Origin of the sequence: Streptomyces sp. NPDC088810 (assembly GCF_044750305.1) — a bacterium.
In the GTDB taxonomy this organism is placed as follows: Bacteria; Actinomycetota; Actinomycetes; order Streptomycetales; family Streptomycetaceae; genus Streptomyces.
Genome location: NZ_JBIVJQ010000001.1, coordinates 582,124 through 596,037 on the forward strand (window position 1 = coordinate 582,124; position 13,914 = coordinate 596,037).

Genomic DNA, 13,914 nt, shown 5'->3' on the forward strand with positions numbered 1-13,914 from the left:
GCGAACCGGCCCCTACGCCCCCTCCTTCAACAGCCGTGACACCAACTCCCGTTCGTCCTCGGTGAGTCGGGGATCGGCCGCGTACACCGTGCGGCCGTCCACCGTGATCTCGTAGCCGAAGCCGTCCGGGACGCCGGCCGGAGGCGTGCTCCGGCCGGCCGCCAGGACGCGTTCGGCCAGGGTCTGCCACTCGGGGGCGTCGGGCCGGCCCGAGGTGTCCACCTCGGCCCGGCGCTCGATTCCCGCGAAACCGCCCGTGCGCCGCACTCGAATACGCATGGGTCTCTGTGTAGTACGGAACTACAGCGTCCGCACCCCGACCTGTTCCCACGCCTTCTGCACGGCCTGGAGTTCGCCGCCGGCGCCGTACCGCTCCCGGGCCGCCTTCACCGTCAGCGTGGCGAAGTCGGCGAAGAGGGCGTCCTCCTTCAGCTCGCCGCCGGTGAGCACGTCGTACCAGACCTGACCGGCCTTCTCCCAGGCGTAGCCGCCGAGGGCGGTGGCGGCCAGGTAGAAGGCGTGGTTCGGGATGCCGGAGTTGATGTGCACCCCGCCGTTGTCGCGGCCGGTGCGGACGTAGTCCTCCATCTTCGCCGGCTGCGGGTCCTTGCCGAGGACGTCGTCGTCGTACGCCGTGCCGGGGGCCTTCATCGAGCGCAGGGCGGTGCCGGTGACGCGCGGGGCGAGGAGCCCGGCGCCGATCAGCCAGTCGGCCTCGGTGGCGGTCTGGCCCAGCGTGTACTGCTTGATCAGCGAGCCGAACACGTCGGAGAGCGACTCGTTGAGCGCGCCGGGCTGCCCGAAGTAGGTCAGGTTGGCGGTGTGCTGGGTGACGCCGTGGGTCAGCTCGTGCCCGATGACGTCGACCGGGATGGTGAAGTCGAGGAAGATCTCGCCGTCGCCGTCGCCGAACACCATCTGCTCGCCGTTCCAGAAGGCGTTGTCGTAGTTCTCGCCGAAGTGCACGGTGGCGTCGAGCGGCAGCCCGTTGTCGTCGATGGAGTGCCGGCCGTACGCCGTCAGGTACAGCTCGAAGGTGGCGCCCAGGCCCGCGTAGGCACGGTTGGCCGAGGCGTCCGGGCCGGGCTCGGAGCCCTCCTCGCGGACCTTGGTGCCGGGCAGGTCCTGGGCGTGCTCGGCGTCGTAGACCGTGCGGTGCGGCTGGTCGGCGTCGGCACCCGCGGGCGGGGCGACGGCGGGCGCACCGATCACCGTGGTCAGGCGGCGCTTGGTGCGCTGGTAGGCGTCGTGCTCCAGGGATCGGCGGGCCGGGCCGGAGAGCGCGGGGTCCTCGTTGCGGGCGAGCTTGTCGAGGACGTGCGGCGGCACGATCGTGCAGAAGACGGGCTGGGAGCCCCCGTAGGTCGTCATGCCCGGCACATTTGCACTGTGTGACGCCCGTGTCACTACCTGCCACCATGATTGGTGAAATACCCGGACAGGGAGCGCGACGGTCCGTGACGGTGTGCTACGTCGATGTGGTGCAGCGCACTTTTTGTCCTGTTTTGCCGCACGGTCCCGCATACTGGGACAGGCCCGCGCACCGGGAACGGCTCGGCTAGGCTGCGGAGCATCATGCGTTTCTGGCTGCTTCTTCTTAGCTGCCGCGGCGAGGGCCTGTAGTCGAGGCCGACTCCCTCCCCGCGGAGCTCGGCGTTGCGTCGTCGGCCGTCCACTCGGATATCCGGACATCCTGAGGAGCCCACGCCATCATGGCCAACCGCCAGCAGCCCAGCCCCATGCCGATCCACAAGTACGGCCGCTACGAGCAGGTCGACATCCCGGACCGCACCTGGCCGGACCGGCGCGTCACCGCCGCCCCCCGCTGGCTCTCCACCGACCTGCGCGACGGCAACCAGGCCCTGATCGACCCCATGTCGCCCGAGCGCAAGCGGCGCATGTTCGACCAGCTGGTCAAGATGGGCTACAAGGAGATCGAGGTCGGCTTCCCCGCCTCCGGCCAGACCGACTTCGACTTCGTGCGCTCGATCATCGAGGAAGAGGGCGCGATCCCCGAGGACGTGACGATCTCCGTCCTGACCCAGGCCCGCGAGGACCTGATCGAGCGGACCGTGGAGTCGCTGAAGGGCGCCCGGCGCGCGACCGTCCACCTGTACAACGCCACGGCCCCGGTCTTCCGCCGGGTCGTCTTCCGCGGCTCCAAGGACGACATCAAGCAGATCGCCGTCGACGGCACCCGCCTGGTGATGGAGTACGCCGAGAAGCTGCTGGGCCCGGAGACCGAGTTCGGCTACCAGTACTCGCCGGAGATCTTCACCGACACCGAGCTGGACTTCGCGCTGGAGGTCTGCGAGGCGGTCATGGACGTCTGGCAGCCCGGCCCGGGCCGCGAGATCATCCTCAACCTGCCCGCCACCGTGGAGCGTTCGACGCCGTCCACGCACGCGGACCGCTTCGAGTGGATGCACCGCAACCTGACCCGCCGTGAGTACGTCTGCCTGTCCGTCCACCCGCACAACGACCGCGGTACGGCCGTCGCCGCCGCCGAGCTGGCCCTGATGGCCGGCGCCGACCGTGTCGAGGGCTGCCTGTTCGGGCAGGGCGAGCGCACCGGCAACGTCGACCTGGTCACCCTGGGCATGAACCTGTTCTCGCAGGGCGTCGACCCGCAGATCGACTTCTCCGACATCGACGAGATCCGTCGCACGTGGGAGTACTGCAACCAGATGGAGGTCCACCCGCGCCACCCGTACGTGGGCGACCTGGTCTACACGTCCTTCTCCGGCTCCCACCAGGACGCCATCAAGAAGGGCTTCGACGCCATGGAGGCCGACGCCAAGGCCAAGGGCGTCACGGTCGACGACATCGAGTGGGCGGTGCCGTACCTGCCGATCGACCCGAAGGACGTCGGCCGGTCCTACGAGGCCGTCATCCGGGTCAACTCGCAGTCCGGCAAGGGCGGTATCTCCTACGTCCTGAAGAACGACCACAAGCTGGACCTGCCGCGCCGGATGCAGATCGAGTTCTCGAGGCTCATCCAGGCCAAGACCGACGCCGAGGGCGGCGAGATCACGCCGAAGGAGATCTGGGCGGTCTTCCAGGACGAGTACCTGCCGAATCCGGACAACCCCTGGGGCCGCATCCAGGTCAGGACCGGCCAGTCGACCACCGACACCGACGGCGTGGACACCCTGACCGTCGAGGCCACCGTCGACGGCGAGGACACCGTCCTGACCGGCTCCGGCAACGGTCCGATCTCGGCCTTCTTCGACGCCCTGCAGTCCATCGGCATCGACGTTCGCCTGCTGGACTACCAGGAGCACACGATGAGCGAGGGCGCCTCCGCGCAGGCCGCCTCCTACATCGAATGTGCGATCGACGGCAAGGTTCTGTGGGGAATCGGCATCGACGCGAACACGACGCGTGCGTCGCTGAAGGCGGTCGTCTCCGCGGTGAACCGCGCGGCCCGCTGACCCCGTCCGACCGGCTCTTTCGGCGCCCTGACCGCTGCGTACGGCGGTCAGGGCGCCGTCACTTATCGGCCATCGCGCCCCTCAGGTCACGGAAAGGTCTCTTACGGGGTACTGACTCCGCCTCGGTGATGTGGCTAACATCACGCCAGCGCGGCGATGCTGCCGTGCGGTTACGGAGGTGCGACGTGCTGCCAGTACGGGGACGAGACGGCCGTGCCGCCAGGGCTGTGCGCATCCTGGGCACCCGCACCGCATGGACACCCGTGGGAGACGGCGAGTTCTTCTGCCCCGGCTGCGGCGGCGACCGCAACTACCAGCGGCTCAGCGGAAGGCGCCGGCTCACCCTGCTCGGCGTGCCCGTGCTGCCGCGCGGGGCGGCCGGACCGGTGGTGGAGTGCGCGGCCTGCGGACACCACTTCGGCACCGAGGTGCTGGACCACCCCACCACCCGCCGCTTCTCCGCCATGCTCCGCGACGCCGTGCACACCGTCGCCCTCGCCGTGCTCGCCGCGGGCGGCGCCGGTTCCCGTACGGCCCTGGAGACGGCCGCCGCCACGGTCCGCGCCGCCGGTTTCGCCGACTGCACCGAGGACCAGCTGGCCGCCCTGGTCGAGGCCCTCGCCGCCGACACCGGCCGGTACTTCGAGCAGCCGTGCGGGGCCGGGCTGACCATAGAGCTGCACGAGGCCCTGGACCCGCTGGCCCCCCACCTTGCCCCGGCCGGCCGCGAGTCCCTGCTCCTCCAGGCCGCCCGCATCGCACTCGCCGACGGCCCCTACACCCCCGCCGAACGCGACGCCCTCACCACCGTCGGCGCGGCCCTCACCATCTGCTCCGACGACGTGACCCGCCTGCTGGCCGCCGCCCGGACCCCGTCCTGACCCACCCGGACGGAGTAAGACCGCCCCGGTGGATACGGGGAGCATCAGGGGGTGACCCCGCGCAGCCGCTCCCTCCTCGCCTGCCTGGCGCTCCTCACCTCGCTCACCGCCCGGCTGCCCGCGCACGCCGCGCCCGGCGGCTGCGCCTCCTCCGTGCCGTACGCCGCCGGGCAGGGCGGCTACGCCGTCTACCGCATCCCGGCCGTGGTCACCAGCAGGCAGGGCACCGTCCTGGCCTTCGCCGAGGGCCGCCGGTCCGGGCCCGCCGACAGCGGTGACATCGACGTCGTCCTGCGCCGCTCCACCGACGGCGGCTGCACCTGGGGTCCGCTCACCGTGGTGGCCGCCGGGCAGGGGCGCACCCGGGGCAACCCGGCGCCCGTCGTCGACCCGCGCACCGGCCTGATCGTCCTGGTGACCTGCGCCAACAGCGGGACCGTGACCGAGGCCCAGATCATGCGCGGCGAGGCCGGCCCGGGACAGGGCCGCCGGGTCTTCGTGCAGCGCAGCGCGGACGACGGCCGGCACTTCACCGCCCCGCGGGACATCACCGCCCAGGTGAGACGGCCGGGCTGGCGCTGGTACGCCACCGGTCCCGGCCACGCGCTCGCGCTCACCGGTGGCCCGCACTCCCCCGGAGGGGGCACCCCCAGCCGACTCCTCGTCCCCGCCGACCACTCCGCGGCCCCGCCCCCCGGCTCCCGCGACACCGGCCAGGAGGCCAGGTACTACGGCGGCCACGCCCTCTACAGCGACGACCTCGGCCGCACCTGGCACCTGGGCTTCGTGGACGACACCTACGACGGCCGGACCAACACCAACGAGACCGGTGCCGCCCAGCTCCCCGACGGCCGCGTCTACTTCAGCGCCCGCGACCAGAACGGCACCGCCCCCGGCAACCGCCTCGACGCCACCTCCCGCGACGGCGGACGCACCCTGGACCGCCCCTTCACCGTCCAGCCGGCCCTGAACGCCGTCCCCGTGGTCCAGGGCAGCGTCCTGGACGCCGGCGGCCCGGGCGCGCCCCTGCTGTTCTCCGCGCCCTCCGTGCCGACCGCGCGCCGCGCCCTGGCCCTGTGGGCCGGCCCGGACACCGGCCGCACCTTCACCCGGCTCCGCGTCCTCTCGGACCGCCCGGCCGCCTACTCCGACCTGGTCCGGCTCGCCCCCGGCACGATCGGCGTCCTCTACGAGACCGGCGTCCACGGCCCCTACGAGTCGCTGGAGTTCCGCCGGCTCCGCCTGCCGCAGGTGTCACAGCCGCGGGCGGCCGTCTCGTCGTAGGGGTGCACACCTTCCTCGATCACGGAGTGGACGATGAACCTCGCACTGTGGATCGCCGCCGGACTGCTGGCCGCGGTGGCCCTGCTCGGCGGCGTCACCAAGACGTTCGTGCCGCGGGAGAGACTGGCCGCCGTGCACGGCGGGGGATGGACGGGGGACGCCGGCGCCGGCTTCGTGAAGACCCTCGGCGTGCTGGAGCTGCTGGCCGCGGCGGGCCTGGTCCTGCCGGCCGCGCTCGGCATCGCACCGGTGCTGGTGCCGGTCACCGCCGTCTGCTGGATGCTGCTGATGACCGGTGCGATGATCACTCACGGCCGGCGCGGCGAGTCCGCGTTCGTGCTGCTGAACCTCGCCTATCTCGCACTGGCCGCATTCATCGCATGGGGGCGCTTCCGATGAGCAGGACCGAGGAGTTCCAGGAGCTGCGGCCCCTGCTGTTCTCGATCGCCTACCGGATCCTGGGCAGCGTGAGCGAGGCCGAGGACGCCGTCCAGGAGACCTGGCTGCGCTACGCCGCCTCGCCCACCGAGCCCAGGTCCGTCAGGGCCTTCCTCTCCGCCACGGTGACCCGGCTCTCCATCGACGTGCTGCGCTCGGCCCGGGTCCGGCGGGAGGCCTACGTCGGACCGTGGTTCCCGGAGCCGCTGCTCGCCGACCCCTACGAGGATCCGGCGCGGTCGGCGGAGCTGGCCGACTCGGTGTCGATGGCGGCCCTGCTCCTCCTGGAACGGCTCAGCCCGCTGGAGCGTGCGGTGTTCGTGCTGCGCGAGGTGTTCGACTTCGGCTTCCCCGAGGTCGCCTCGACGGTGGGGCGCTCGGAGGCGGCCTGCCGCCAGCTGGCGGTACGGGCCCGGCGCCACATGACCGAGGGCCGGCCCCGCTTCGAGGCGGACCGCACCGAGCGGGAGGAACTGGCGTCGCGGTTCTTCGACGCCCTGCGCGAAGGCGACGTCACCGGACTGCGGGACCTGCTCGCCGCCGATGTGGCGATGGTCGGCGACGGCGGCGGCAAGGCCCCGCAGCTGGCCCGGACCGTCCTGGGCGCCGACCACGTGGCCCGGCTGCTCGCCGCCGTCTTCCCCCGGCTGGCCCTGGTCGACGTGACCTGCGAGCCGCACCAGGTGAACGGCCAGCCGGGCGCGGTCTTCCGTGACCGGGACGGCCGGGTGCTGCACATCCTGGTGCTCGACGTGCTCGACGGGCGGATCCAGGCGATCCGCCTGGTGGTCAACCCCGACAAGCTCGGGCACGTGGGCCCGGTCGCGGACGCCTGGGCGGTCCACCGCGAACTGCAACAGGCACGCCGCACCCCCCGGACCGCACCGTGACCACGCCGTCGGTGCCGGTCGGTTCCGGGGCTCCCGGCTGGCCCTGGTCGAGGTGACCTGTGAGCCGGCGCGGTCTTCCGTGACCGGGACGGCCGGGTGCTGCACACCCTGGTGCTCGACGTGTTCGACGGGCGGATCCGGCGCCGGATCGCCGACGCCGGACCGCACCGTGACTACGCCGTCAGTGCCGTTCCGTGCCGGCACCCAGCAGCCCGGCCGCCGCCAGGAACTTGCCGACCTGCTCGATCTCCGCGCCGGACAGCGGCACCTGCGGCTCGGCGGTCACCGGGCAGTCGATGATCCCGCGCAGATGCAGCGCCGCCTTGAACGCGCCCAGCGCCGCCGAGCTGCCGCCCATCCGCGCCGGATCGCCGACGCCCACCATCCCGAACAGCGCGCACAGCCGCTCCTGTTCGGCCCGCGCGCCCTCCAGGTCGCCCGCCCTGCACAGGCGGTAGAGGCGGACGTATCCGTGCGGGTCCACGTTGGCCAGGCCCGGCACCGCCCCGTCGGCACCCAGCATCAGCGCCGCGTCGGTGATCAGCTCCGAGCCGGTCAGCACGCTGAACCCGGGGTGCGCCCGGGCGCCCGCGACGACCTCCCGGAAGGCCGCCAGGTCCCCGCTGGAGTCCTTGAGCCCGGCCAGCACGCCGTCACCGGCGAGCCCCAGCACCACGTCGGCGGGCAGCTTGGTGTGCACGGCCACGGGGATGTCGTAGGCGATCACCGGGACCGGGCTGGCGGCGGCGATCCGGCGGTAGTGGTGGACGATCTCCGAGGGGTGGGTGCGGGCGTAGAAGGGGGCGGTGACGACGACTGCCTGCGCACCGGCCGCGGTGACCGCCGCGACATGGTCCAGGACCCGGGGTGTCGTCATGTCGATGGCGCCCGCGAGGACGGGCAGCCGACCGCCCACGTGCGCGGTGACGGCCGCCACCACCCGCCGGCGCTGCGCGTCGGTGAGGAAGGCCGCCTCCGACGTCGAGCCGAGCAGGAACAGCCCGTGCACCCCGGCCTCCACCAGGAAGTCGACCAGGCGCAGCAGCGAGGGCTCGTCCACCTCCCGCTCCGGCGTCAGGGGCGTGCAGACGGGCGGTACGACACCGGTGAGCTGGAAGGTCATTCAGGGCTCCTGGCGCGCTAGGTCTCGGGTCGGCGTGTCCTCCTGCACAGGATGGTGGCACCGGAAGCGGTGTCCGGGCCGTGACGCGGCCGAGAACTCCGGCATCGACGCGGCGCAGACCTCGTCCGCCTTCCAGCAGCGGGTGCGGAACGGGCAGCCGCTCGGCGGGCGGGTCGCCGAGGGCACAGGACCGGTCAGCGGGATCGGCTCGACGGGGTCCAGCAGTCCGGGCGTCGCCGAGAACAGGGCGCGGGTGTACGGGTGCCGGGCGGCGTCGGTGACCCGGCCGGCCGGGGTCTCCTCCACGATCCGGCCCAGGTACATGGTGATCACCCGGTCGCTCATCCGCCGTACCGTCTGGATGTCGTGCGAGACGAACACCAGGGCCAGCCCCAGGCGTTCCCGCAGGTCCAGCAAGAGGTTCAGGATCTGCGCGCGGACCGACACGTCCAGCGCGCTGGTCGGCTCGTCGGCGACGACCAGCGCCGGGTCGAGGGCGAGCGCGCGGGCGATGGCGACGCGCTGCCGCTGCCCGCCGGACAGCTGCCCCGGCAGGGCGTCGGCGAGGGCCCGCGGCAGGCCCACCAGGGCCATCAACTCCCGCACCCGGTCCTCCCGTTCGGCCCGGGTGCCGCGCCGGTGGACGTCCAGCGGATCGCGCAGGATGCGGCGGACCGGCAGCCGGCGGTTCAGCGCGGTCGACGGATCCTGGAAGACCATGCCGGTGCCCGCACCGACCGTGGCCCGGCGCTCGGCGGCCGGCATCGCCCACAGCTCCCGGCCCCCGAACGACACCGTCCCGGTCACCGGCCGCTCGACGCCCACCAGCACCCTCGCCAGCGTCGACTTCCCGCACCCCGACTCGCCGACCACGCCGACCGTCTCACCGGGCGCCACGGACAGATCGGCGCCGGTCAGGGCGTACACCCGGTCCCGCCGGAACAGGCCGCCGGTGCGCGCCCTGTGGACGACGTGCGCGTCCCGCACCTCCACGACAGCGGTCACTGCACGGCCTCCTCGCTCTCCGCCGAGGTCAGCGCCACCGCCGGATGGTGGCAGGCAGCCGTGTGCACCGGGGTGCCCGTGAGGACCGGGGCGGTCGTGTGGCACACCTCGGTGGCGAGCGGGCAGCGGTCGGCGAACCGGCAGCCCGCAGGGAAGTCGGCGGGGGACGGGACGACCCCCTTGATCTGGGTCATCCGTTCCTCGGCCGACTCCAGCGAGAGCACGCTGCCCAGCAGGCCGCGCGTGTAGTGGTGGGCCGGTGCCGCCACCAGGTCGGCGGTCACCCCGGTCTCCACGATCTGCCCGCCGTACATCACCACCACCCGGTCGGTGACGTCGGCGACCAGCGCCAGGTCGTGCGAGACCAGGATCAGCGCGAAGCCCAGCTCCGCGCGCAGCCGGAGCAGCAGCTCCATCACCTGTGCCTGCACGGTGACGTCCAGGGCGGTGGTCGGCTCGTCGGCGACGATCAGTTTGGGGTCCCGGGAGAGCGCCATGGCGATGAGCACGCGCTGGCGCTGCCCGCCGGACAGCTCGTGCGGATAGCTGCGCAGGGTGCGGTCGGCGTCCAGACCGACCAGCTCCATCAGCTCACGCGGACCGCGCCCGCCACCGCGCCGGACCAGCTGCTTCAACTGGGCCCGGATGGTCATCGCCGGGTTCAGGGAGGACAGGGCGTCCTGGTACACCATGGCCATCTCGTGGCCGAGCAGCCGCCGCCGCACCCGCATCGGCTCGGCCAGCAGCTCCCGTTGCCGGAACCGCACCTGCCCGCTGATCCGGGTGCCCTTCGGCTGGAGCCCCATGACGGTCAGCGCGGTCAGCGACTTGCCGCAGCCCGACTCGCCCACCAGACCGAGCACTTCACCGGGATACACATCGAAGCCGACCCCGGCCACGATGTCCACGCCCCGGTGCCGGTCCGGGAAGCCGATCGCGAGGTTCTCCACGGCGAGCACCGGCTGCCCGCCGGGAGCGGGGCGCGGCCGGGCCCGGGAGCGCAGCCGCCGGGCGGCCTCGGCGAGACCGGGCAGCGCGAGCACCTCGCCGGTGCCGGACTCCGGCGTCTCCAGCCGGTCCTCCGGCGCCCGCACCTCGCGCGGGGCGGGCGCGGCCCAGGCGTCCGACACGCCCTCGGAGAGGATGTTCAGCGACAGCACGGTGAGCAGGATCAGCAGCCCCGGGAAGACCGTCGCCCACCAGCCGCCGGTCAGCACCATGTTCCTGCCGTCGGCGATGACACTGCCCCAGGACGGGTCGGGCGGCCGGACACCCGCGCCGATGAAGGACAGCGAGGCCTCGAAGACGATGGCCTCGGCGACCTGGACCGTGCAGAACACCAGCACCGGCGCCGCACAGTTGACGGCCACGTGGCGCAGCACGATGTGCGGGGTGCGGGCGCCGATGACCCGCTCGGCGGTGATGTAGTCCTCGCCGTACTGGTCCAGCACATTGGCCCGCGCCACCCGGGCCACGGGCGGGGTGAACAGGAAGGCGATCGCGCAGATCAGCACCCCGATCCCACCGCCGAACACGGCCACCAGGACGGCGGCGAGCGCGATTCCCGGGAACGCCATCACCACGTCCAGGCAGCGCATCAGCGTCTCGTCGACGGCCTTGCGGGAGGTGGCGGCGAGCGCCCCCAGGAAGGCGCCGGCGACGAGCGCGAGCCCGGTCGCGCCCAGCCCGATGGCCAGCGACCAGCGGGCCCCGTACATCAGCCGGCTCAGGATGTCCCGGCCCAGGCTGTCCTGCCCCATCCAGTGCGCGGCCGACGGCGCCCCGCTCCCTCCGACCGGGTCCTGCTGGTCGAGCGGATCGTCCGGCGCCAGCACCGGCGCGAGTACGGCGACCAGGACGACCACGGCCAGGAAGCAGACGGCGGCCTTCGACAGCAGCGGCAGCCGGCGCGGGCCGCGCAGCCGGACACCGGGCCGGGAGAGCCGTTCGGCGATGCGCGCACGCGTGACCATCAGCCCGCCCTCAGACGTGGGTTGACCAGCAGATACAGGATGTCGATCACGAGATTGACGACGACGAACCCGGTGGCGGTGGTCAGCACGACCCCCTGCACGACGGCCGGGTCACCGTTCTGCACGGCGTCGATCATCAACTTGCCCATGCCGGGCAGCGAGAAGATCGTCTCGATGACGACCGCGCCGCCGAGGAGATAGCCGACCCGCAGCCCGAGCACGGTGAGGGGATTGACGAGCGCGTTACGGAGCACGTTCCGCCCGACGACCACGCGCGGCGGCAGCCCGCTCCCGATGGCGGTCCGCACGTAGTCCTTGTCCAGCTCCTCCACCACCGAGGTCCGCACGATCCGGGTCAGCTGGGCGGCGACCGGCAGGGACAGCGCGACGGCGGGCAGGGCCATGGTCTTCAGCCAGCCGGTGACCGAGTCGGCCGGGTTGATGTAGCCGCCGGTCGGGAACCAGCCCCGGTCCACGGCCAGGTACTGGATCATCAGCAGCGCCAGCCAGAACCCGGGCGCGGCCACCCCGACCAGCGACACGATCCGGATGACCTGGTCCGGCAGCCGGTCCCGGTACACGGCCGCCGTGACCCCGCCGGCCAGCGCCAGCACGACCGCGAGCGCCAGCCCGAGGAAGGTCAGCTGGAGGGTGAGCGGCAGCGCGGTGGTGACCTGGCCGACCACCGGCGCGCGCGTGAGGGCGCTGGTGCCGAGGTCGCCGTGGAGCAGGTCGCCGACGAAGTGGACGTACCGCACGGGCAGCGGGTCCAGCAGCCCGTTGCGCTCCCGGAACTCGTGCAGTTGCCGGGCGGTGGGGTTGGCGCCCTGGAAGAACGCGGACGCGGGGTCGACGTCCGAGAACCGCATCACCAGGAACACGAACAGCACGATCCCGAGGAGCAGCGGGACGAGCAGGGCGATGCGGCGGAGCAGGATCCGTACGACGGCCGTCATGCCGTCAGATCCACCTGGCGCCGAGAACGTTGATGCCCGGGTACGGCTGGGGCCTTATCCCGCTGAGCTCGCGCGGGTCCCAGGCGGTCATCAGCTCGTTGTGGACGACCGGGTAGAGCACGGCCTGCTCCGCGACGACGTCGATGCAGTCCTGGATCATCGCCTTCTTCCGCGCGGGATCCGGCTCCCGGGTCGCCCGGTCCATGTCCTTGAAGAGCTGCCGGGCGACGGGGTGGCCGGCCCAGCGCGTGTACTGCATCCACAGGTTCTCGGGGCCGTAGTTGTAGTGCATGATCAGGTCGGCGTCGAGCCCGAACTGGTTGGGGTTGGAGGCCGCCGCGACCACCTGGTAGTCCTGCTTCTGGTCCAGCTTGGTGAACACGGCCGTGGTCTCCTGCGGCGCGAGCGTCGTGCGCACGCCGATGGCGTCCCAGGAGGCCTTGATGGTCGGCAGGCAGTCCACGATCCAACTGACGTTGACCGCCAGGATGTCGACCTCGAGGTCGGTGACTCCGGCGGCTTCGAGGAGCGCCCTGGCCTTGGCCGGGTCGTGGTCGTAGACCGTCTTGGCGCGCCGGTAGCCCGGGTTGGCCTCGTTGAGGAACGAGGACGCGGGCTTTCCGTGTCCCTTCAGTGCGACCTGCACCATCTTCTCGGTGTCGATGGCGTAGTGCAGGGCCTGGCGGACGCGGACGTCGTCGAAGGGCTTGTGCCGGGTGTTGAACATCAGGAAGAGGTTGTTCATCCCGGCACCGCCGGCCACCTTCAGCCCGCCCTGCTCCAGCCGGGGGATGTTGGCGTACGGGATGTTGTCGGCGATCTGGGCGCCCGCGCCGGTCCCGGAGATCTTCGCGACGCGCGAGGCCGCGTCCACGATGGTCAGCCAGTTCATCTTCCGGAAGGCCGGCCTGCGCGGGCCGTTGTAGCCGGCGAACGCCTCGAAGGTCGTGTTCGACTTCGGGTGGTGCGCGGTCTGCCGGTACGGCCCCGAACCCACGGCCAGGCCCTTGACCGCGTCGTCCCACGCACCGGGCCGCGAGAACACGTGCTGCGGCATGACCTTGGCCAGGGTGAGCCGGGCGAGGCCGTCCGGGAAGGGGAACCTGAGGGTGAGCTCGACGGTCCGGGTGCCGACCTTCCGCACCGATTCCAGCCAGGAGGCGAAGAAGCCCTTGGCGAGGGTCTGGGTGCCCGGGTCGAGGATCCGGTCGAAGACGAACACGACGTCGTCGGCCGTCACGGGCTTGCCGTCGTGGAAGGTGGCCCCCGAGCGGAGCGTGAACCGCCAGGTGGTGGCGGAGGGGTCGCGGGGGAGCGCGGTGGCGAGCGCGGGGTACGGCGCCCTTGTGATCGGGTCGGTGTCCAGCAGCCCCTCGTAGAGGTGGTGGTTGGCGGCCATCGCGAACGCCGACGCGGTCTGTGTCGGGTCCCAGCTGCCGTCGTTGCCGTACCCGATCACGGCGGTCAGCGTCCGGTCCTTGCCGCTGCCACCGCCACCGGTCTCGTTCGTCGACTCCGGACCGGCGGAACAACCGCCCAGCACCGCGCCCACGCCCAGCGATCCGGCACCGATCAGGAACGAACGGCGGCGTGGTGCGGGGGCCTTGGCGAGGAGGAAGGTGCGCACGGGGCCTCCAGGGGTGGGTTGGGGGAGGGGGGGGCGGGAGGGGGTGCGACGGGGGCGCGGAGGAAGGTCGGAGGAGGGATGCGGAGGGGTTCGCTGGGAGATACGACGTCCTACGTCCTACGTTGTCGGTAGCGCGACCATAGGAGGGGGGCAGGGGGTGGTCAAGACGGCGCACACGAATGGCCGAGGAGTCAGGGCCGTCCCTGGGAGAGGGCGTTGGGGTGGGGCGGCGACGCCACGGTGACCGCGGGGCCGCCCGCTTCTCAGGCCGGTGTCGTGCTTCCGCGAGCCGAGTAAAGGGCG

General features: G+C 72.3%; 12 protein-coding genes. 5 read left to right on the forward strand and 7 right to left on the reverse strand.

Translation table 11 applies throughout. The features are described 5' to 3' along the window. Window positions 1-12: 12 nt before the first annotated feature. Together ACIP4Y_RS02615 and ACIP4Y_RS02620 are read right to left on the reverse strand one after the other, a co-directional pair. The gene (locus ACIP4Y_RS02615) at window positions 13-279 is read right to left on the reverse strand and encodes a protealysin inhibitor emfourin (protein WP_401386797.1); all 267 of its coding nucleotides are present in this window, start codon (window positions 277-279) and stop codon (window positions 13-15) included. Window positions 280-300: 21 nt separating this feature from the next. Then, window positions 301-1,371: a M4 family metallopeptidase gene (locus ACIP4Y_RS02620; protein ID WP_401386800.1), complete on the reverse strand. Its 1,071-nt coding sequence runs from the start codon at window positions 1,369-1,371 to the stop codon at window positions 301-303. A 341-nt stretch (window positions 1,372-1,712) separates the two neighbouring features. Here ACIP4Y_RS02620 and leuA point away from each other — a divergent pair, with 341 nt between their 5' ends. The 5 genes from leuA (at window position 1,713) to ACIP4Y_RS02645 (ending at window position 6,927) form a co-directional block, all read left to right on the forward strand. After that, a complete protein-coding gene (leuA, locus tag ACIP4Y_RS02625) occupies window positions 1,713-3,434 on the forward strand; it encodes a 2-isopropylmalate synthase (protein ID WP_401386803.1) in 1,722 nt (573 codons plus the stop codon). A 185-nt stretch (window positions 3,435-3,619) separates the two neighbouring features. After that, window positions 3,620-4,315 carry a TerB family tellurite resistance protein gene (locus ACIP4Y_RS02630; protein WP_401386806.1) on the forward strand — a complete coding sequence of 232 codons (696 nt, stop codon included), beginning with the start codon at window positions 3,620-3,622 and terminating at the stop codon, window positions 4,313-4,315. 51 nt (window positions 4,316-4,366) lie between these two features. After that, entirely contained in the window at window positions 4,367-5,599 is a 1,233-nt protein-coding gene (locus tag ACIP4Y_RS02635; RefSeq protein WP_401386809.1) for an exo-alpha-sialidase, read from the forward strand. Window positions 5,600-5,632: 33 nt separating this feature from the next. Then, a complete protein-coding gene (locus ACIP4Y_RS02640; RefSeq protein ID WP_401386812.1) occupies window positions 5,633-5,998 on the forward strand; it encodes a DoxX family protein in 366 nt (121 codons plus the stop codon). Further along, window positions 5,995-6,927, forward strand: coding sequence for an RNA polymerase sigma-70 factor (locus tag ACIP4Y_RS02645; protein WP_401386815.1), 933 nt, complete (start codon window positions 5,995-5,997; stop codon window positions 6,925-6,927). Before ACIP4Y_RS02640 ends, ACIP4Y_RS02645 begins: the two co-directional genes overlap by 4 nt. A gap of 181 nt (window positions 6,928-7,108) precedes the next feature. Here the strand turns inward: ACIP4Y_RS02645 and ACIP4Y_RS02650 are convergent, their stop codons facing one another. From ACIP4Y_RS02650 to ACIP4Y_RS02670, 5 genes are read right to left on the reverse strand one after another with little or no spacing between them, the layout of a single operon-like run. Then, window positions 7,109-8,050 carry a dihydrodipicolinate synthase family protein gene (locus ACIP4Y_RS02650; RefSeq protein ID WP_401386818.1) on the reverse strand — a complete coding sequence of 314 codons (942 nt, stop codon included), beginning with the start codon at window positions 8,048-8,050 and terminating at the stop codon, window positions 7,109-7,111. Continuing rightward, window positions 8,051-9,055, reverse strand: coding sequence for an oligopeptide/dipeptide ABC transporter ATP-binding protein (locus tag ACIP4Y_RS02655; RefSeq protein ID WP_401386821.1), 1,005 nt, complete (start codon window positions 9,053-9,055; stop codon window positions 8,051-8,053). After that, a complete protein-coding gene (locus tag ACIP4Y_RS02660; protein ID WP_401386824.1) occupies window positions 9,052-11,028 on the reverse strand; it encodes a dipeptide/oligopeptide/nickel ABC transporter permease/ATP-binding protein in 1,977 nt (658 codons plus the stop codon). Before ACIP4Y_RS02660 ends, ACIP4Y_RS02655 begins: the two co-directional genes overlap by 4 nt. Then, window positions 11,028-11,984 carry an ABC transporter permease gene (locus ACIP4Y_RS02665; RefSeq protein WP_401386827.1) on the reverse strand — a complete coding sequence of 319 codons (957 nt, stop codon included), beginning with the start codon at window positions 11,982-11,984 and terminating at the stop codon, window positions 11,028-11,030. The genes ACIP4Y_RS02660 and ACIP4Y_RS02665 overlap by 1 nt, the downstream gene beginning before the upstream one ends. Before the next feature lie 4 nt (window positions 11,985-11,988). Continuing rightward, window positions 11,989-13,611 carry an ABC transporter substrate-binding protein gene (locus tag ACIP4Y_RS02670; RefSeq protein ID WP_401386830.1) on the reverse strand — a complete coding sequence of 541 codons (1,623 nt, stop codon included), beginning with the start codon at window positions 13,609-13,611 and terminating at the stop codon, window positions 11,989-11,991. Between the last annotated feature and the right edge of the window lie 303 nt (window positions 13,612-13,914).